Below are 20,086 nucleotides of genomic sequence, written 5' to 3'. Positions count from 1 at the left end.
TTATCCTTTCGGTTTACATATAAGTGCAACAAAAAATGAAAATAATATCGCTGCTGAAATCCCCGCAGACGTTAAGCTAAACATACCGATTCCAATTCCTAAATATCCATGTTTTTCTGCCGCATGCATTGCCCCGTGCAATAGTGAGTGTCCAAAACTTGTAATAGGGACTGTTGCCCCAGCACCTGCAAATTTTATAAGCTTATCGTACAATCCGAATCCGTCTAAAATAGCTCCGGCGACTACAAAAGTTGCCATTAAATGTGCCGGTGTTAACTTTGCGAAATCTAGCAACACTTGTCCAATTACACAAATAGCTCCTCCTACAAGAAATGCATATATAAAATCCACAATTCACTCTCCTTTAACGCTTTCAAACACAACACCATGCGCAATTGTTGGAATCGTTTCCTTCTGTTGTATCATCATGGGGCTTAATAGAGCTCCAGTTGCAACGACAAAAATTCTTTGTAAATTCCCTTTTTGCATTTCACGCAATAAATGGCCGTATGTTACAACAGCTGAACAAGCACAACCACTCCCCCCTGCAAACACTTCTTCTTGATTTGAATTGTAAATCATTAATCCACAATCATTGTATACATTCCCCAAATCATACCCTTCCTCAAGTAAAAGTTGTTTCGCAATTGGTGTCCCAACAGCCGATAAATCACCAGTAACAATAAGATCATAATCAGCTGCACTTCTTCTCAAATCTTCAAAATGTTGTTGAATTGTATGAGCAGCAGCTGGTGCCATCGCTGATCCCATATCTAAAGGATTAGCAATTCCTAAATCTTGCACTTTACCAATTGTTGCTGCTGTTATTTTAATTGCACTCTCCTCATTGCTAATTAATATTGACCCTGCTCCGGTAACAGTTGAGTTTGCTGTCCCTGGCTTTTGTCCTCCATATTCTGTTGGGGAACGAAATTGTCTTTCAGCCGTCGCATTATGACTACTTACTGTAGCTAAAATACGATTCGCAAATCCACCATCTATAAAAGCTGATCCAATCGCCAAAGTTTCCATTGACGTCGCACAAGCGCTGAACATCCCTAAAAAAGGAATACCATACTCACGAGCAACATAATTTGCTGTCACTGTTTGGTTTAATAAATCTCCCGCTAAAAAGAAATCAATTTGCGATTTTTTTATATTCCCTTTTTGCATCGCTTGTTGAATTGAGTCTGACATTAATCTTCGTTCAGCAAGTTCCCAGTTTTCCTCTCCGCAATGTAAGTCAGAATATGAAATATCAAAATCCTTTCCAAGAGGGCCTTCAGCTTCTTTCGGACCGACAGCAGTACCAGTTGCATTCACGAAGATATCATTTTGAAATACCCACGTTTGTTTTCCTGTCAATCTCATACCCACCCCTCCTTTAAGACATTAAAATTTGAAATGTATATCTTATTAACCCGATAATGTATGCACCGACGACTCCAAATACAATGACACTTCCTGCAAGCTTAAACATGTTAGTAGCGATTCCTAGAACAATCCCTTCACTCCTATGTTCTAGTGCGGCACTCGCCATAGAATTCGCAAATCCAGTAACTGGTACTGCTGATCCTGCTCCAGAAAACTGCCCGATTTTATCATATACACCACACCCTGTTAAAATCGCTGATAGTAAAACAAGAGTTGCAACTGTAGGGTTTCCTGCCTCTTTCTCACTAAAGTGAAAGTAATGTATATAAAATTTCATCAACACTTCTCCAACCGTACAAATGAGTCCACCAACAAGAAATGCCTTCACACAATTTATGAAATAGTTCGGTTTTGGATGGTACTCCTTCACTTTATTTATGTAATCGTCCTTCAATTTTCGCCCTGCCATATATATTGCCTCCTACTTTACGAAATAAATCCAGTGAAACAACGAGCCTATTACTTTCCCAAGTACAAGAGCAACGAGTAAAACAATAATTTTCTCCTCTACCCTTACTCGTTTCGCTAAAATAGGTAAAACGTTTAACACTTCCGTTAACGCCGCAGCGAGCATTCCAATGAATGTGCCACAAAATATCCCTAATATAACAAGCCAATATTGTGACGTTTGAAATGTAATATTTTTCAAACTACACCAAGCCCCTGTTAAAGTACCTGCAATGACCGCCCACTCAAAGTATTGAATATGCTTTCCACTTCTCGTTAATTGAGCTAAACGAGGGATTATACCAAGTACAGCTAAAAACGCGACATATCCGCTACCTACTGCAATCCCTCCAGCTAAGCCAATTAATACAACAAATGCACACTCAATCATCAGCAATCTGTTTCATATTATCCTTGTTTTCGTGAACAATTACATATTGATCAAGCGACTGCTGATATTGAAACATCTCAACTTCTAACGGACTCGGCTCTTCATTAATTCGCTTTTGAAATACATGATTAAAAAATAAGACCATACCTAATCCAAGACCTAATGAATAAGGAATTTGAAATAAGAGTGGTTGCGCCTTAAATTCTCCAGTAATCATGTAATATAACCGTTGGTGTACTTGTTGCATACTTACATCCTCATGGAAATAAATGATCGCAAGGGCCGCTCCAATGAAAAGTAACAACCATACAAGTCCGAAGAAAACCGGATGCACTTTCTTTTTTTCGTATATAATTTCAACAAGAGTTTGTCCAGAACCAAGTAAATTAATTTGTATGTGAGCCGCTTTTTGTTGAATAATCTCAATCACTTTCATAACATCAATTACAACATGTGTTTTATCATGCGCTGTTATTTTGTAGACTATTTCATTTTGTAACAACTCAACTACAAAAGAGTCTCCGGCAAGTTGAGCAACATCGCTCAGCTTTACTTCATACGTAGGAGACACTTTTAAGCGATTGCGCATTTTAATATAAATCGTTTGTTCCAATTTTCATTCACCCCTTCACTCTTCCTCGTAGTTGTAGTATGGTTATTGGAATTTTTTCTAATACAATTTTTTCATAAAAAAAACATCTGTACCATTTCGGTACAGATGTTTTTAGCTTATGCCTTTTTCTTAAATAAATTTGCAATACTTAATGCAAGTCCTCCCCAAATGACTACCATACCTATAACCATCATCATAATCGCTGATCCACTCATCATGAAACACCTCGGTCCTTCCATTCTTTTTCGAGCTGGACAGAGTCTGAATGTATTTGTGCATTCCATTTCTTCAGACTAATGACTAGTGCAACTATAAGAAACGCTGCCGCTATCGACCAACCATACGTTACAACAAAAAAAATCGAATAGATAGCTATTCATCTATTCGATCTTTCATCTGTTTTAATATTTTCTTTTCAAGTCTTGAAACTTGTACTTGCGAAATGCCTATGCGCTCCGCTACTTCTGATTGGGTTTGGTCTTTATAATAGCGCAAATACACAATTAACCTTTCTCGTTCATCCAATTCTCTAATCGCTTCTTTTAAAGCAATTTTATCAAACCATTTCGTTTCCGATTGATCTGCAATTTGATCTAAAATAGTAATTGGATCTCCATCGTTTTCATACACAGTTTCATGTATCGACGAAGGAGCACGACTCGCTTCTTGCGCCAGAACAACTTCTTCCGGCGTTAGTTCAAGAGCCTGTGCTACCTCATTAATCGTTGGAGCCCTTCCAAATTCTTTCGAAAGCTCGTCTCTCATCTTTCGGACTTTGTTTCCTGTTTCTTTTAAAGATCTACTTACTTTCACTGATCCATCGTCACGTAAAAATCGTTGTATTTCACCGATAATCATTGGAACTGCATATGTTGAAAATTTCACGTCGAAAGATAAATCAAATTTATCTACCGATTTTAAGAGCCCAATACATCCAATTTGAAATAAATCGTCTGGTTCGTATCCTCGATTAAGAAATCGCTGTACAACCGACCATACGAGACGCATATTACTTTGAACGATTGTATCTCTCGCTTGTTGATCTCCATCTTGACTTTTTTGAATTAACGCTTTTAGCTCGTGGTCCTTTAACTGAGGTTTCTTCTTCTCATTTCTGACCTCTATGTCCATTGGCTATTCTCCTTAATTGCATAGAGCGTTACTATTTGATAAGTATTTTGTCAAATGGATTGTTGTCCCGAAAGATTCGTTTGAAATAACTTCTACTTCATCCATAAAATTTTCCATGATAGTAAATCCCATTCCGGAACGCTCTAATTCAGGTTTAGTTGTAAAAAGGGGTTGTCTTGCTTCATCTAAGTTAAAGATACCAATCCCTTCATCTCGAATCGTGAGTTTCACCATCGCTTCTTCCAAAATCACTGAAATATAAACAACACCTTCTGCATTTCCTTCATACCCATGAATAATTGCATTTGTAACCGCTTCTGACACAACTGTTTTAATCTCTGTTAGTTCTTCCATCGTCGGGTCTAATTGCGCAATAAAAGCAGCTACCGTAACACGAGCGAATGATTCATTCTGACTTAACGCTGAAAATTGAAGGTTCATTTCATTTCTCATCTACGCCACCCCCAACGTCGCGAGCGCATGCGCTTCACTTTCTTCTAAACGAACAATTTTGAATAGACCTGACATTTCAAATAAACGTTTAACGGGCGGTGAAATTGCACAGACAACCATCTCTCCACCTAATCCCTTTACATGTTTATATCGGCCTAATATAACGCCTAAACCAGAACTATCCATAAATGTTAAGTTCTCTAGGCTCAAAATAATATGATGAACACCATGTGTCTCAATCATATCTGTGACTTTCGTTCGCAACTCTTCAGCAGTATGATGATCTAACTCGCCCTCTAGCCTCACACATAAGACGTCACGTTTTACTTCTAAATGCATGGAAAGACTCACACGATTTCCTCCTTATGCTCAAACTTTACTCATTAACATAAGATTTTCGTGATATAAAATCAGAATCCTTCCTACTGACAAAAGAAGAACTATTTCGTCATAAAGTGAAACCTTTCAGCAATTATTTCAGTAAATACGAACAGAAAAACATCAAAATTTCCGCCGCTATTTTGATGTTGAAAACATCCCAAAACTTCTTTTAAATAACTCCCACCAACTCGCTGCCTCAACATCTTCTTTCGCTACAATTGTTTGTTTTAATAAAACATCTTTATCTCTTTTAATAACAAGTGTACCAAGTGCATCACCTTTTTTAATCGGTGCCTTCACTTTCTTTTCAGCAATCACTTCTTGTTTAACTTTGTCCATATTTTCGCCCTTCTTCATAAGAAGAGACACATTGTCTGACGCAACTAAATCTACTTTTTCTTCCTTACCTTTTCCTACTTGTACAGTCTTAATTTTCTCACCACGTGTATATAATTTCTTTGTCATGTATTGTCCAAATGCATAATCAAGAAGCTTCGTTACTTGATTGTTCCGCTCTTTTGATGTAGGTGCTCCCATTACAACTGAAATAACACGCATACCATTTTTCTCAGCCGATGCCGTTAAACAATATTTCGCTTCTGTCGTAAAGCCTGTTTTCACTCCATCTACTCCAGGATAAAAACGTACTAGCTTATTCGTATTAACAAGCCAAAACTTCTTATCCGTATTTTCACGTAAATAGTCTTCATATTTACCTGTGTATTTTCGAATAAGTGGATACTTCATCAACTCTTTCGCCATAATAGCCATATCATTCGCTGTAGAATAATGATCTTTGGCCGGGAGACCTGTCGGATTTTGAAAATGTGTATTTTTCAATCCTAGATCTTTCGCTTTTTTGTTCATCATATTTACGAAACCTTCTTCTGAACCAGCGATATGCTCAGCTACTGCAACCGATGCATCATTTCCAGATGCAATTGCAATGCCCTTTAACATTTCATTTACAGTCATCTCTTCCCCAGGTTCTAGAAAAATTTGTGATCCGCCCATTGAAGCTGCGTGTTCACTCGCTCTAACTTTATCGTTTAGTTTTAGTTTTCCTTTTTCAACTTGTTCCATAATTAATAGCATTGTCATAATCTTTGTCATACTAGCAGGTGGTAACTTTTCATTCGGATTTTTATCAAACAAAACTTTACCTGTATCTTGCTCAATTACGATCGCTGACGACGCTTGTTCCGCTAACTTCGGCGTGGTTTCTTCTGTTTTTTCCTGCTTCGTTTTCTCAGATTGTGCGAAACTAACTGAAGTACCAGAAAGCAATAACATGAAACAAACAAGTATTCCAAAAACTCGCTTCATGACTAACCCTCCATTCTATATCAAACTTATTTTTTCCAATTTATACATTTTTAATACCATATTTTTCTATTATTTTCAGTTGACAAATAAATTCATTGCCTATATTGTATTAAGTGTATTACACGTAGTAGTACACTTAATACTCATCAGGAAGGAGACATTGCTCTTGCATATTCAACTTGATCCAAGAAGCAACACTCCGATATGGGAACAAATTGTTCAAAATATAAAAGAGCTCGTACTCAAAAATATGTTAGCTCCAAGTGATAAACTTCCTTCTGTACGCGAGCTTGCTTCTTTGCTCGTTATAAATCCAAATACAGTAAGTAAAGCTTATCAAGAATTAGAGCGACAAGGGATTATTGAAACATTACGAGGAAAAGGAACATTTGTAGCCCAATCGATTACCCCAACATTAGACGAAAGGAAAATCGCTATGGTTGAAAAGCAATTTCATCAATTATTACTAGAAGCCTCTTATCTTGGGATTACGAAAGATAAAATTCACGATTGGATAGATTCATACTATAAAGAGATTGGAGGAAATACAGATGTTGAAAGTGACAAACTTGAAGAAAACAATTGATAACCAAACGATTTTAGACGATGTTTCTTTCACATTACAAAAAGGTAGTATCGTCGGATTGCTCGGAAGAAACGGTGCGGGGAAAACAACTTTATTACGAACGATGGTCGGCATTTTAGACCCCGATGAAGGAACTGTTACATATGAGAATACAGATGTTCATATGCATCCTGAAATTAAACAAAAAGTTGTATACGTTCCAGACTCTACTAACATACTGAACGGATATACAGTAAAAGAAATCGTAAAGTTTTATAAAGCGGTTTATACAGCATTTGATGAACAATATTTTTATGAAATATTAGAACGTTTTAATTTACCAAACAAACGTATTCGTAGTTACTCAAAAGGAATGAAAGCACTGCTTGCGATCATTTTAGCTTTCGCTGCAAAAGCAGAATATGTCATTTTAGATGAACCGACAAACGGACTTGATCCTATCGTTAAAAGACAGATTCTACAATTTCTCGTTGAAGAAGTAGCAGAAAAAGAAATTACAATTTTCATCTCAACTCATCATTTAGATGAAGTGGAACAAATTGCAGATACAATCATTATATTAAAAGGCCATACTATCTCTTCTATTACATCACTAGATGATGCAAAATCACAATTTGCTAAAGTCCAAGTTGCTTACGAACGATCACTACCTCAAAAACTAGAAAACTTAAGCAATATTAAAATATTAAATCAAACAGGAAAAGTATATACAATCTTAATTGAGGGAAATGTGGCTACAACACTGGAGAAGTTCTATAAAGAGCAACCAATACTCATTGAAGAATTAGCAATGTCACTTGAAGATGTCTTCGTTACGACACTTGAGGGGGATGGGTATGTTTCATAAGGCGTTGTGGATGTGGAATTGGAAACGCGGGAAGTATGCTGTACTAATAATGTTTTTGGTATCTATGTATGTTTTCCCTTATAAATACTATAAGGCATCCCAAACCCAGATGGATTTTTTCTATAAATATAACCCAACAGGAGAGTTTTATTACGACTATTACTTCTCAGATTACAATTCCATCATTATTCTCTCTATCATTGCACTAGCTTGCTTAATGATTGGATGGGAACGTAGCAATTTGAAGTTGAGTGATTCTTTAATGGTAATGCCTTTTAAACGTAGCACCATCTTTTTTTCAAAATGGTTATTTGGCATTATTCACATTGTTACATGTCTTTTACTATGCTGGGCTCTAATGTACCTTGTATATAGAACGACAATTCACTTTGAATTTCAATCATTCAACTTTTTCCATAGATATTTTTTCTATGCAATAATTACTTATATCGCTCTCTATACTACAGCTTTGTGTATCGGAACTTTTACAGGAAGTATCATTTCTCAAGGTACCTTCTGTGTTTTATATTTAATTAAAGGGTTTGGAATTTTTTCTTTGCTCTTCTCTTTTTATAATGCACATTTAAATATGGATACAGAACATTCTTCAAATAAATATGAAGCAATCTATCATTTAAACCAGCAAACAGAAATTCTTGCTCCCATAAAAAATTTTCATATTCGATATAATTATGATATGAGGAACCAACCAACTAAAAAGGAAGGACCTGTATTCTCTGACTATAGTTCTCCTAAAATATTACTAGTACCCATTCTATATACAATATGTTTCTTATTACTGGGGGTTATTTTATATAAGCATTCACCTAATGAAAATAATAAGAAAGTATTTTCATTTCAAAAGAAACAAAAACTATGGATTGTCGGGACAACTTTCTATTTTGCTTTAATCGGTGGGAGCATGTTACACTATTCTGATTTGATATTTAGCTATTATTTTGGGCTAATTTCATTTGGAACCCTCAGCTATTTTGCACTTTCACGCCTTACAAATTATAAAGTTTTATAAAGGAGAGATCCTATGTTTCAAAAAGCATTATGGTTACAAAACTATAAACAAGGAAAATATTTCATTTGGCTTTTTTGGATTACTAGCTTCTATACACTATCTTATAAATATTATGTAGATGCTGCAAAATCCTTTCATTTTTCACAAACTATCACGGAAAAAGTTAATTATCATTATCAATATTTCCTTAGTCCTGAAGACCATTTATTTATACAGGGAATTGTAATTATTGCGTTAGCATGTGTGCTGATTGGTTGGGAACGCCATAACAAAACCATGGACTCTTTATGGGCGCTGCCTTTTAAGCGAAGATATATATATCTTACAAAATGGTTATTAGGGGTACTTAATATTATTGCTGTCTATGCAATAAATTGGGGACTTTTCGCAATTTTAAAAAAGACGACCTTTCATAATAAATACCAGTTATTCTCACCATTTCATTCTTATTTTCTTTATACAGTCATTGTATTAATTGCTATTTATACTTTGACATTATTTATGGGAACAATAACTGCTAATATACTTTCTCAAAGTATATTCACTGGTATTATGCTTATTTTACCATACGGATTGGCATTACTTTTGGCTGGTTTTATTTCAGTTCACCTGTACGGAACTCACGAGAAAACTTACAAAATTGAAAATCAATACGTATCAGTTTCATCACATATAAATATACTTTCACCTATTGAGGACTTAGAGATTAGATTTGATTACGATCCACAATCAGCTTACACAGATAAAAACGGTAAACGAATAAACGAACCTAATTTTTCAAAAATACCCTCTGCTTGGAACTTATTAAGTCCAATTATGTATATACTTATCTTATTACCTTTAGGTACCTATTTATATACACAATCGCCTAATGAACAAAACGGTAAGTTGCTTTTATTCTCAAAGCTCCACAAGCCTTTTATAGCATGTACTGTATTTTGTTTCGCACTATTTGGAGGTCGCATAATAGGAGGAACACAATCGATTATTAGTTATTATATTGGCTTTAGTGTAATTGGTCTAATTTGCTATATCGTGTTATCACGCTTATTAAAGAAAAGAATTTCTTTGGGAGTAAAATAGTAAAATGTAATTTTCTAATAAATAGCCTCCTTCAAAAGGAGGCTATTTCACATTCTCTCTCCTATCCCCATATACCATCTCTTCCTTCATCCCAAATCCATCACCGTTTTGCACAATTTGTTCTGTCGGTGCGACTACACTTTCAGTAATTTTCCATTCCCCGCGCTCTTTCAGAAACACTTGCAAAAAATAGTTCATACCATTTAATTGATATGCATTTTCTTTTTTCACATTATAGTGCACCGCAATGTAATACACTTGGATATTTTCTTTTCCTGCTTTCGATACGTATTGCGATAATCTAGGAATGTACATAGCTGCTTTTTGAAACGGTAATTGCTTCGCTTTAACGAGCGATGAACTTGTTACATTACGCAAAGTGTCCTGATTACGAACATTATCACTATGATGAAATAATACTGCGTTTTGCATAGAACGAACCCATAATTTCGAATACAAGACGGTATTATCATTCTCAATGTACTTCACTTCTTTTTGCACCACTTGGATAGGGGTATCAGCGTACATGAATGTATGAAAGCAGAAAAAACTTCCAAGTAAAATGGTAAGTGCAGCAATATATTTCATAATCTTTCCTCCGATCTGTTTAATTAAAGTATCGGAGTTTCAAAATATTTTTATTCAAAAGAAAAAGGATAGGAAAGCTCTCGCTTCCTATCCTCATTTATTATAATACGCGGCCAAATAGTTCTAAAACCATTTCTATCTCTTGGTCGCTCCAACCTTTAAATTTCTCTTTATAATATTCTTTACGCACAGCTTCAAGCTTTTCAGTTACTTCTCGTCCGTTTTCAGTAATTTCTAAGTATACGATACGACGGTCCGAATTTGAACGTTTTCTTTCAACAAACCCTTTTCGCACGAGACGATCTGTTACAGCTGTAATATGACTGGAGGTTACGTTTACTTCACTCGCAATTTGCGAAGCCATCTGTGGACTTTTTAAAAATAACGCACGTAATACAGAGAATTCGTTATATGGCATATGCTCTGAAAAACGTGTATTAATATCATTTTGTAATAAACGTATCATCTTTCGAAATGATGCAGATAAATCTAAAATCAGTGTTTCTCTATTTTCGTTCACTAGCCTCGTCCCTTTTTTATCATATTTACACATATTATAATCTATAAATACCTATATTGTATATGCTTTCTTCCCTTAACATTCTCATTTATGTAACTTTTTTCATAAGATTTTCTTTTTTGTTCACACATATACATATAAAAAAGGATGGTGAGCATAAATGCAAAGTGGAATGAATCCGTATTTACATAATATCCGTACGACAAATACTGGTAAAGAAGCTACTATTACTGTACAAGGAGAAGGCATTATAAAGGCAAAACCAAATGTTGTCATATTAACACTGGGCATTCGAACAGATAGTAAAAATGTAAAACAGGCGCAAGAAGAAAATGCAGTGCAATCGAAACAATTGCTTGATGCACTCAAACAGCTAGGTATTGCCGATAAAGATATAGAAACCATTTCTTATACCATCACTCCTCAATACGAATATGTAAATGATAAAGCATTACTACAAGGCTACCGTGTGGAGCATTTGTATGAAATTACCGTTTTAAATGTGCAAAAAGCAGGGGAAGTATATGATATAGCCGTTACAAATGGTGCAAACGTAGCAAAAGGATTACGTTTTCGAATATCTCATCCAAATAAATATTATGAGCAAGCTCTCATTCAAGCTCTGCAACAAGCAGTAGACAAAGCTCGTACAATTGCGAGTACCTACAATTTAAATATTAATCCTGTTCCCCTCTCACTCGTTGAAGAATCTGCCCAATTACCACGGGAGATCGCATCATATGCTACTTTGCATGCGCAAGCAGCTCCGCCCATTCAATCAGGAGAACTAGAAATCATTTCATCTATCCGGGCAATTTTTACGTATTTATAAATAAACTCATTTATAAGTAACCGTTATCATTTTCGTTGTTGTAAAAACATGATGTTCTGATATAATAAAGGACGGTGAGCTCTTACATAAGAGATATCACGGGTGGGAGAGGGATATGAAAAAGAAGGTTTAACATGAAAGGAATACTTGAAAGAACATTTAAATTAGACTTACACCAAACATCACCAAAACAAGAAGTTTTAGCTGGAGTCACGTCATTTTTCACAATTGTTTATATTATGATTGTAAATGCGTCAATCTTATCAGATGCCGGCATTCCTCTTGAGGCAGGAATTTTGGCAACTGTTTTAAGTTCATTTGTCGGATGTCTACTCATGGCATTTTGGGCAAATGCACCTGCTATTCTTGTCCCTGGTATGGGTGTAAATGCATTCTTCACGTACACTGCTGTGCATACGCTCGGTTTAACTTGGCAAGAAGCATTGGCAGCTGTTTTTATCGCCGGTATTATTTTTGCAATTGCTGCTTTTACACCGATTGCTCGCGTGCTTTCGGTATCGATTCCAAAGTCATTAAAGGAAGCGATCACTGTCGGTATCGGGTTGTTTTTAGCTTTCATCGGCTTGCAAAAAGGTGGTTTAGTCGTTTCGCATCCTAATACTGCTGTTGCAATGGGAAAATTAAGTAGTCCTGTCGTTCTTGCCACACTACTTACTCTTATTGTCGCACTTGTACTATTTGCGCGTAACGTACGTGGAAGCTTTTTATGGACGATTGCAATTGGAACTGGTATTGCATGGCTGTTTGGTCTTGTTGATACGAGTCAAATGGGAAATAGTTCGTTTTCATTCGCTAATTATGGCGATGTGTTTGGAGCTATGTCATTTGGGAAACTTTCTTCCTTGCCATTTTGGATTGCAACATTCTCCTTAAGCATGGTGCTTATTTTTGAGAACATGGGACTTTTACATGGTTTATTAGAAGATGATCGTAAATTCCCACGTGCTTACCAAGCAAATGCAATTTCAGCAATGACATGTGGTCTATTTGGCACAAGCCCTACCGTTTCAACAGTAGAGAGTGCCGCAGGTATTACTGCAGGCGGAAAGACAGGTCTGACGTCTATCGTTACAGGGTTGTTATTCTTCGCATCACTGTTTGCGCTTCCGTTTGTCAAAATAATTCCTGACAGTGCCATTGCACCAATCTTAATTATTATTGGCGGGCTGATGATTACAAGCATTCAACAAATTCCTCTGAACGACTTTTCAGAAGGATTTCCAGCGTTTTTAATTATCGTTATGATCCCGCTCACATATAGTATTGCTGATGGCATTGCGTTCGGATTTATTGCTTATCCTATCTTGAAAGTTGCACTTGGAAAGCGTAAAGAAGTCGCACCGTCCATGTATATTATTACATGCTTATTCTTAGCCATGTTCGTATTACACGCTATTGGCTAAGAAAAAAACACCGAGGAAATCCTCGGTGTTTTTTTACTTAAACCAACCTTTTTTATAAAACCAAGCCATCATTCCGCCGCCAATTAATGCCATTAAAATTAAGCAAATAAAATAACTATACTTCCCGCCAAGCTCTGGCATATGTGCAAAGTTCATGCCGTATACCCCTGCAATAAATGTTAACGGCATGAAAATAGTTGAGAAAACAGTTAATGTTTTCATAATATTGTTCATATGGTGGGAATTCAACGAAAAGTAACTATCTCGAATATCTGCTGTTAATTCACGGCTCGCTTCAATCATCTCTGTCAGTTTAAGCAAATGATCATGTATATCTTTAAAATAAATTTCATGATCGCTTATACCGTAAAAACGTGTTGAATTTAATATACGATACAATAAATCACGCATCGGAATAATCGTACGCCTTAGCTTAGATAAATCTGCACGAATATCAAATACTTCTTCTAGCACACTTCCTGCTGTCTCACCCGTTAAATTATCATCAATTGCATTTAAATGGTCTTCAATGTAATAAACAGGTGCGAAATAATCATCTACAATTTGGTCAATAATTGTATGTGCTACATGCAAAGGGCTCTTCTTAATACGTTTCTTTTCACCGAGCGTTTTCCATACTCTTTCAATCGCATTGTTATGAGAGAAATGGAAAGAGACTATATATCGATCACTAATAAATAAATCGATTTCATGCGGTTCTAATCCGTCTTCTCCGAATGCATGAAGAACTAAAAAGTTATATCCATCATAAAAATCTACCTTTGGTCTCTGTACATACTCTACACAATCTTCAATTGCAAGGGGATGGAACTTGAAGTGATCTTGTAAAATATATGTATACTCCTCTTTCGTTGGCTTATATAAATCAAGCCAATACCATATGATGTTCTCTTTTTTCGTTTCTTCTAGCGAAACATCATATAAAACTTCATTTTTTTTCGTTATTGCACAAATTCTAATCATAATTTCACCCATTACTATTATAAACAAAAAATAGTAAAAAAAGCCAAGGAGAAATCTCCTCAGCTTTTTTTATCCCGCTATTTGCGGGCAGTAAGACCCCTACCTCAAAATTCAGCGAAAGCAAAGAAGTTAGGTCTGGGTCGGGCTGCCCGTAAATGCCCGATTGGTGAAGGCTAATAATCAGTGGGGATAAAGCCCCCACTGATTAAAGTTTCACTTTATTACTTCGTTACAATACCGTGTACTAAAGTTGGTGCATCTACGTGATCTTTAGCGATTTTCATGTTCTCATAAATTTTCGCTTTTACGTCTTCAACATTTTCGCGGTTTGCGTAAATTGTAACAAGAGAGTCACCTTTTTTCACGCTATCGCCTACTTTTTTGCGAAGCATTAGACCAACTGCTAAATCAATTTCAGACTCTTTCGTTGCACGCCCTGCTCCTAAAAGCATTGCTGCTGTTCCGATTTCATCTGCAACGATTTCCGATACGTAACCGTCTTCTTTCGCTTCCACTTCAATTTTAAATTGTGCTTGTGGCAATTTAGAAGGATCATCAACAACAGATGCATCGCCGCCTTGTGCTGATAAGAACGTTTTAAATGATTCTAGCGCTTTACCATTGTTCATTACTTCAATTAACTTTTCACGTGCATCTTCTAAAGATGAAGCTTGTCCAGCAAGGTACACCATCTGACTTCCAAGTGTTAAACATAACTCTTCTAAATCTTTCGGTCCCTTACCTTGTAATGTATCAATTGCTTCTTGTACTTCTAATGCATTACCGATTGCTTCACCAAGCGGCTGACTCATATCAGAAATAACCGCCATCGTATTACGACCAACGTTATTACCAATGCGTACCATTGCTTCTGCTAAACGCTTTGCATCTTCATCCGTTTTCATAAACGCGCCTGCTCCAGTTTTTACATCAAGAACAATTGCATCTGCACCAGCAGCAATTTTCTTACTCATAATTGAGCTAGCAATAAGAGGAATTGAATTTACTGTTGCAGTTACATCACGAAGCGCATATAACTTTTTATCAGCAGGTGTTAAGTTTCCACTTTGACCAATAACAGCGATTTTATTTTCATTTACAAGACGCATGAATTCATCATTTTCAATTTCCACATGGAATCCTGGTACTGCTTCTAATTTATCAATTGTACCACCCGTATGTCCTAGACCTCGTCCAGACATTTTCGCAACTGGTACACCTAAAGCAGCTACTAATGGACCTAATACAAGTGTCGTTGTATCACCAACTCCACCCGTTGAATGCTTATCTACTTTTACCCCTTCAATGGCTGATAAGTCAATTGTATCACCGCTATTTACCATTGCCATCGTTAAATCTGCACGTTCTTGATCATTCATATCTTGGAAGAAAATTGCCATTGCAAGTGAACTCATTTGATAATCTGGAATACTACCATTTGTATATCCTTCAACGATAAAGTTAATTTCTTCTGTCGTTAATGCATGTCCATCACGTTTTTTTGCAATTAGGTCCACCATTCTCATTGTGAAGTCACCCCTTCATTTGTTTTACAATTGCTTTTACTAATGCTAAGAAATTAGCTTTAACACGTTCTGTCGTTTCAATTACTTCATCGTGGTGAAGTGGTTGATCTAAAATACCAGCTGCCATATTTGAAATACAAGAAATACCTAGTACTTTCATACCTGCATGACGAGCTACAATTACTTCCGGTACTGTTGACATACCAACTGCATCTCCGCCAAGTGTACGAAGCATACGAATTTCAGCAGGTGTTTCATATACAGGACCTGTCATTCCAACATATACACCTTCTTGTACTTTAATATTTAAATCTGCTGCAACTTGTTTCGCCATTTCGCGAAGTTCTGGCGTATATGATGTAGACATATCAGGGAAACGTACACCCATTTCAGAATCATTTGGTCCGATTAATGGGTTCGTACCCATGAAGTTAATATGGTCTGAAATTAACATAAGATCGCCTGGTTCAAATGATGTATTTACACCACCAGCTGCGTTCGTTACAACAACTGTTTCTACACCTAATTCTTTCATAACACGAACTGGGAATGTTACTTTTTGCATATCGTATCCTTCATAGAAATGGAAACGTCCTTGCATTGCTACTACTGTTACACCTTGAAGTGTACCGAATACAAGTTGACCTGCATGTCCTTCTACAGTTGAAACTGGGAATTCAGGGATTTCACTGTATGGTACTGTTACTGCGTTCTCGATTTCATCTGCTAATACACCTAGTCCAGATCCAAGGATTAGTCCTACTTGTGGTGTCTCTTGAAATTTCTCTTTTAAGTATGAAGCTGATTTTGTAATTAGTTCACGATTCATCTGTTTATCCCCCTATTTCTTTAGCTCGTTTAAGAAGCTTGTTCCATGTTCTGGCATTTTAACATTAAAGTTTTCTGCTACAGTTGCACCAATATCAGCAAATGTTTGACGAAGTGATAACTCTTGTCCGCCTTCTTTCATGCTTGGGCTATATGCTAATAACGGTACATATTCACGTGTATGATCAGTACCAGGATGTACTGGATCATTACCATGGTCTGCTGTAATTAATAATAGATCATCTTCTTTTAGTTTTTCGAATACTTCTGGAAGACGTGCGTCATATTCTTGCAATGCTTCTCCGTACCCTTGTGGGTCACGACGATGACCAAATAAGGCATCAAAGTCAACTAAGTTTAAGAAGCTAATACCTGTAAAGTCCATATTTAATGTATCTACAAGCTTGTCCATTCCATCCATATTTGATTTCGTACGAAGTGATTCAGTTACACCTTCTCCATCATAAATGTCAGCAATTTTACCAATAGCAATTACATCATAATCGCTATCTTTAAGTTCATTCATTACTGTGCGACCAAATGGTTTTAACGCATAGTCATGACGATTTGGTGTACGTGTGAAGTTTCCTGGCTCTCCAACGAACGGACGAGCAATAACACGCCCTACCATGTACTTCTCATCTAATGTTAATTCACGTGCGATTTTACAAATTTTATATAGCTCTTCAAGTGGTACTACTTCTTCATGAGCTGCGATCTGTAATACACTATCAGCAGAAGTGTAAACAATTAAAGAACCTGTTTCCATTTGTTCTTGACCAAGCTCAACAAGTACCTCAGTTCCAGAAGCTGGTTTATTACCGATAATTTTACGACCTGTCTTTTCTTCTAATTCATCAAGTAATTCTTTCGGGAATCCTTCAGGAAACACTTGGAATGGTGTATCAATGTAAAGGCCCATGATTTCCCAGTGACCTGTCATTGTATCTTTACCTGTAGATTTCTCTTGCATTTTTGTATAATATCCAAGCGGTTTCTCTACTTTAGAGATTCCTTTCATTTCACGAATATTACCAAGGCCTAATTTCACCATGTTTGGCATGTGTAATCCATTCATATGTTCAGCGATATGACCAATTGTATCAGAACCTAAATCACCAAACTGCTCAGCATCTGGTGCTTCACCGATTCCCACAGAGTCCATTACGACTAGGAAAATACGTTTATATTTATTCATAACTGCAACCTCCTATATGTTCAGTTCTACTTCTTGTAGTATGTTCAAAACGCTATAAAGTGAAACTGTTATCAATGGGAATTATCTTTCGTCCTCATTATCAAACAGTACTGCTTTAAATCAGTCTCTAACTTTTTCGTTTTACTTTCAAACGAATCAAAAAAATTTCTAGTTTTTTCTAAGTCAGATGTCAGACATCTGATATTGATATCATACCATGTTTACGCTTTCTTTTTAATACATTTTCGTAGAATTTCTCATTTTCTTTACCATTCTATTGTAATCCATTCTGCAAAGAAGTGCTAATCATTTTATAACATATTTCCTAATATAAAAATAAAAAGCAGCTCTAAAGAGCTACTTTTTATTTTACTTCTACTGTTTCTTCTTTATGTTCATGTAGTTCACCTTTTCTTACATGAACTTTCACTTTATAAGCACCATTCTCTTTGAAAGTATGTTTACTTTCATACTCCCCTTTATTCCCTTCTTTCGCCGGAATAAATTCGTGTTTTTCAACGCCGTCTTTCCAAATCTCAAGTTGTACTTCAGCACCAGTTAACGCTTCTTCTTTTTGTTTTAAATGGACTTTCATTGTTGATTCAGCATTTGCTTTTATGTCACCGGCCATAAGATGAATCATTGTGTCACTTTTATGATCACCGTGTCCTGCACTATGATCACCACTTTCTTTTTTCGCATCTTCTACTTTCGCATTCCCTACAGCAACTTTGTGTTCTGGCATAACGTGTATATCACGTGCATTTGTATGAGGAATAATATGATATACTCCATCAGTTTCAAATGTTTTCTCTACTGCATAAACACCTTTTCCTTTATGCTTACCATCTAACATCTCGTGTTTCTCGTCGCCATCTTTCCAAATCTCAAACTTTACGTCATCAGCATCCGTTACTCTTTCTTTTCCTTGTGTAACAAGTGCTTGTACTTCTGTTTTTTCACCAGGTTTAATTTCTTTCGGATTCGTTTGAACCGCTACGTCTATACCTTCAAGTTTCTGTCCTTTTTTCGGTTCTTCTTTGTTTGTATTACAGCCAGCCAATGCTAGCATCGCGATAAATAATGTAATAATAAGTTTTTTCATCTTCATTTCCTCCTTCATACTTTCCTTAGTATAGAGGAAATACATTGTAATATTCTAGTCTTCTGCTGAAAACAATGTACGAAATGTTTGTGAAGTTTCTGTGAAATGGTTCACTCTTCTTAATCTATGAAAAAAGAGCATAGTGACTATGCTCTCGGGTGAAACTGTTTATATACATCTTTTAATCTAGTTTTTGAAACGTGCGTATAAATTTGTGTCGTCGAAATATCTGCATGTCCAAGCATTTCCTGTACAGCACGTAAGTCTGCCCCATTTTCTAATAGATGCGTAGCAAAAGAGTGACGCAACGTATGCGGTGTAAGCTCTTTTGCAATATTCGCTTCTTTCGCTAGCCGTTTTAAAATTTTCCAAAATCCCTGTCTCGATAATCGATTACCATGATGGTTTAAAAAGAGCGCATCTACTGCTTTTTTACCCATCAATTCTCTTCTTCCTTTTTCAATATACTTTTGAATCGCTTCTGTCGCTAAGCTTCCTAGTGGAATAATTCTTTCTTTGTTCCCTTTCCCGATACAGCGAACAAATCCCATCGTTAAGTGCACATCTTCTAAATTTAATGCAATTAATTCTGAAACACGAAGTCCCGTTGCATACAACAACTCTAACATTGCCTTATCACGAATCCCAAAAGCACTTGCCGTTTTCGGTGTTTGAAGCAATGCTTCCACTTCGTCGATTGATAATACTTTTGGTAATTTCCGTTCCCCTTGTGGCGTTTCAATATGTACCGATGGGTCATGCTCCACTGCTCGTTCACGAAGTAAAAATTGATGAAACGAACGAATCGATGCAATATGACGCGCCAATGTTTTTGAAGATTTCCCGTTTTCTTTTAAATGCTGCAAAAAGTTAACAATATGCAAGCGTGTCACTTCATGAAACGTCTTCGTTTGTTCTACATTTTGCAAATACTTCACATAGCTTTTTAAATCGCGTTCATAAGATACAACTGTATTTTTCGCTAAACCTTTTTCAACAATCATATAATGAATAAAATCTTTTAATTGATCTTCCAATCTACACTACTCCCCATTTTCATAGAAAAACATCATTCTATTTACGAAAGCATCCTTTTCCGGCTCCTCATTCCCTGATACTTTTTCTACAGTCTCTTCTTTTGGCTTTTCATAACGATGGTAACTTTCATATTCTTCATTTATCCATAGTATAGCGAAATAAAACAAAATCGTACAACTTGTAAATAATAAAAATACTTTCATCCCATCAAAAGTTAATTTTAAAGCTCGGCGCATTGTAAATTCCTCCAAAATATAAGTTATTACAACATATGCCAAGCTTTCACTAATTTATACCTTATTCAAATAAAAAACCTCTTCC

At 36.1% G+C, this 20,086-nt stretch carries 25 protein-coding genes; 6 read left to right on the top strand and 19 right to left on the bottom strand.

All coding sequences use genetic code 11. The annotated features are described in order from the left end of the window. From spoVAE to dacF, 10 genes are all read right to left on the bottom strand, one after another. On the bottom strand, nucleotides 1-351 hold the full coding sequence (gene spoVAE, locus MHH66_RS06470; RefSeq protein ID WP_002014916.1) for a stage V sporulation protein AE: 351 nt from the start codon (nucleotides 349-351) through the stop codon (nucleotides 1-3). A 3-nt stretch (nucleotides 352-354) separates the two neighbouring features. Then, on the bottom strand, nucleotides 355-1,371 hold the full coding sequence (gene spoVAD / locus MHH66_RS06465) for a stage V sporulation protein AD (RefSeq protein WP_002165116.1): 1,017 nt from the start codon (nucleotides 1,369-1,371) through the stop codon (nucleotides 355-357). Between the two features lie 13 nt (nucleotides 1,372-1,384). After that, the gene (gene spoVAC, locus MHH66_RS06460) at nucleotides 1,385-1,843 is read right to left on the bottom strand and encodes a stage V sporulation protein AC (RefSeq protein ID WP_002128953.1); all 459 of its coding nucleotides are present in this window, start codon (nucleotides 1,841-1,843) and stop codon (nucleotides 1,385-1,387) included. Between the two features lie 12 nt (nucleotides 1,844-1,855). Next, complete coding sequence (gene spoVAB / locus MHH66_RS06455; protein WP_016092269.1) at nucleotides 1,856-2,272, bottom strand: stage V sporulation protein SpoVAB; 417 nt, start codon at nucleotides 2,270-2,272, stop codon at nucleotides 1,856-1,858. Beyond that, nucleotides 2,265-2,885, bottom strand: a complete 621-nt coding sequence (locus MHH66_RS06450; RefSeq protein ID WP_002067040.1) for a stage V sporulation protein AA — start codon at nucleotides 2,883-2,885, stop codon at nucleotides 2,265-2,267. Before MHH66_RS06450 ends, spoVAB begins: the two co-directional genes overlap by 8 nt. A 116-nt stretch (nucleotides 2,886-3,001) precedes the next feature. Then, nucleotides 3,002-3,100: a methionine/alanine import family NSS transporter small subunit gene (locus MHH66_RS06445; RefSeq protein ID WP_000016829.1), complete on the bottom strand. Its 99-nt coding sequence runs from the start codon at nucleotides 3,098-3,100 to the stop codon at nucleotides 3,002-3,004. A 157-nt stretch (nucleotides 3,101-3,257) separates the two neighbouring features. Beyond that, on the bottom strand, nucleotides 3,258-4,016 hold the full coding sequence (gene sigF / locus MHH66_RS06440; protein ID WP_002014922.1) for an RNA polymerase sporulation sigma factor SigF: 759 nt from the start codon (nucleotides 4,014-4,016) through the stop codon (nucleotides 3,258-3,260). Between the two features lie 12 nt (nucleotides 4,017-4,028). After that, nucleotides 4,029-4,469 (bottom strand): anti-sigma F factor, encoded by a 441-nt coding sequence (gene spoIIAB, locus MHH66_RS06435; RefSeq protein ID WP_001243400.1) that lies wholly within the window; start codon nucleotides 4,467-4,469, stop codon nucleotides 4,029-4,031. Further along, nucleotides 4,470-4,820, bottom strand: a complete 351-nt coding sequence (gene spoIIAA, locus MHH66_RS06430) for an anti-sigma F factor antagonist (RefSeq protein WP_002128957.1) — start codon at nucleotides 4,818-4,820, stop codon at nucleotides 4,470-4,472. A gap of 165 nt (nucleotides 4,821-4,985) precedes the next feature. Next, the gene (gene dacF, locus MHH66_RS06425; RefSeq protein WP_002088461.1) at nucleotides 4,986-6,176 is read right to left on the bottom strand and encodes a serine-type D-Ala-D-Ala carboxypeptidase DacF; all 1,191 of its coding nucleotides are present in this window, start codon (nucleotides 6,174-6,176) and stop codon (nucleotides 4,986-4,988) included. Between the two features lie 166 nt (nucleotides 6,177-6,342). On the opposite strand from dacF, the gene MHH66_RS06420 reads away from it, so the two are divergent. From MHH66_RS06420 to MHH66_RS06405, 4 genes are read left to right on the top strand one after another with little or no spacing between them, the layout of a single operon-like run. Next, nucleotides 6,343-6,762, top strand: a complete 420-nt coding sequence (locus MHH66_RS06420) for a GntR family transcriptional regulator (protein ID WP_002033900.1) — start codon at nucleotides 6,343-6,345, stop codon at nucleotides 6,760-6,762. Continuing rightward, on the top strand, nucleotides 6,728-7,609 hold the full coding sequence (locus MHH66_RS06415) for an ABC transporter ATP-binding protein (protein WP_078184390.1): 882 nt from the start codon (nucleotides 6,728-6,730) through the stop codon (nucleotides 7,607-7,609). The genes MHH66_RS06420 and MHH66_RS06415 overlap by 35 nt, the downstream gene beginning before the upstream one ends. Next, a complete protein-coding gene (locus MHH66_RS06410) occupies nucleotides 7,599-8,639 on the top strand; it encodes an acetoin ABC transporter permease (protein WP_078184391.1) in 1,041 nt (346 codons plus the stop codon). Before MHH66_RS06415 ends, MHH66_RS06410 begins: the two co-directional genes overlap by 11 nt. Nucleotides 8,640-8,651: 12 nt before the next feature. Then, nucleotides 8,652-9,722 (top strand): ABC transporter permease subunit, encoded by a 1,071-nt coding sequence (locus MHH66_RS06405; protein ID WP_078184392.1) that lies wholly within the window; start codon nucleotides 8,652-8,654, stop codon nucleotides 9,720-9,722. A gap of 42 nt (nucleotides 9,723-9,764) precedes the next feature. Here the strand turns inward: MHH66_RS06405 and MHH66_RS06400 are convergent, their stop codons facing one another. Next, nucleotides 9,765-10,310, bottom strand: coding sequence for a hypothetical protein (locus tag MHH66_RS06400; RefSeq protein WP_078184393.1), 546 nt, complete (start codon nucleotides 10,308-10,310; stop codon nucleotides 9,765-9,767). Nucleotides 10,311-10,410: 100 nt separating this feature from the next. Beyond that, nucleotides 10,411-10,830: a MarR family winged helix-turn-helix transcriptional regulator gene (locus MHH66_RS06395; RefSeq protein ID WP_002088468.1), complete on the bottom strand. Its 420-nt coding sequence runs from the start codon at nucleotides 10,828-10,830 to the stop codon at nucleotides 10,411-10,413. Between the two features lie 160 nt (nucleotides 10,831-10,990). On the opposite strand from MHH66_RS06395, the gene MHH66_RS06390 reads away from it, so the two are divergent. Both MHH66_RS06390 and MHH66_RS06385 read left to right on the top strand, forming a co-directional pair. Then, complete coding sequence (locus tag MHH66_RS06390) at nucleotides 10,991-11,662, top strand: SIMPL domain-containing protein (protein ID WP_002138209.1); 672 nt, start codon at nucleotides 10,991-10,993, stop codon at nucleotides 11,660-11,662. A 134-nt stretch (nucleotides 11,663-11,796) separates the two neighbouring features. After that, entirely contained in the window at nucleotides 11,797-13,086 is a 1,290-nt protein-coding gene (locus MHH66_RS06385; RefSeq protein WP_063218949.1) for an NCS2 family permease, read from the top strand. A 33-nt stretch (nucleotides 13,087-13,119) separates the two neighbouring features. Here the strand turns inward: MHH66_RS06385 and corA are convergent, their stop codons facing one another. The 7 genes from corA to MHH66_RS06350 form a co-directional block, all read right to left on the bottom strand. Next, on the bottom strand, nucleotides 13,120-14,082 hold the full coding sequence (corA, locus tag MHH66_RS06380; protein ID WP_002067031.1) for a magnesium/cobalt transporter CorA: 963 nt from the start codon (nucleotides 14,080-14,082) through the stop codon (nucleotides 13,120-13,122). Between the two features lie 209 nt (nucleotides 14,083-14,291). Next, entirely contained in the window at nucleotides 14,292-15,596 is a 1,305-nt protein-coding gene (locus MHH66_RS06375; protein WP_002067030.1) for a pyrimidine-nucleoside phosphorylase, read from the bottom strand. A 7-nt stretch (nucleotides 15,597-15,603) separates the two neighbouring features. Next, nucleotides 15,604-16,425: a purine-nucleoside phosphorylase gene (locus tag MHH66_RS06370; protein ID WP_001078443.1), complete on the bottom strand. Its 822-nt coding sequence runs from the start codon at nucleotides 16,423-16,425 to the stop codon at nucleotides 15,604-15,606. 12 nt (nucleotides 16,426-16,437) lie between these two features. Further along, nucleotides 16,438-17,622 (bottom strand): phosphopentomutase, encoded by a 1,185-nt coding sequence (gene deoB / locus MHH66_RS06365; RefSeq protein ID WP_002014935.1) that lies wholly within the window; start codon nucleotides 17,620-17,622, stop codon nucleotides 16,438-16,440. Between the two features lie 364 nt (nucleotides 17,623-17,986). Then, complete coding sequence (locus MHH66_RS06360; RefSeq protein WP_002138213.1) at nucleotides 17,987-18,727, bottom strand: FixH family protein; 741 nt, start codon at nucleotides 18,725-18,727, stop codon at nucleotides 17,987-17,989. Nucleotides 18,728-18,873: 146 nt separating this feature from the next. Continuing rightward, entirely contained in the window at nucleotides 18,874-19,764 is an 891-nt protein-coding gene (xerD, locus tag MHH66_RS06355) for a site-specific tyrosine recombinase XerD (RefSeq protein WP_002067028.1), read from the bottom strand. 6 nt (nucleotides 19,765-19,770) lie between these two features. Further along, the gene (locus MHH66_RS06350) at nucleotides 19,771-20,001 is read right to left on the bottom strand and encodes a YqzK family protein (protein ID WP_002088473.1); all 231 of its coding nucleotides are present in this window, start codon (nucleotides 19,999-20,001) and stop codon (nucleotides 19,771-19,773) included. Nucleotides 20,002-20,086 lie beyond the last annotated feature (85 nt).

This window comes from Bacillus sp. FSL H8-0492, from assembly GCF_038006145.1.
GTDB classification, from domain to species: domain Bacteria; phylum Bacillota; class Bacilli; order Bacillales; family Bacillaceae_G; genus Bacillus_A; species Bacillus_A mycoides.
Note: the sequence above shows the minus strand (reverse complement) of the source record. Positions and strands in the feature narration are given on the sequence as shown.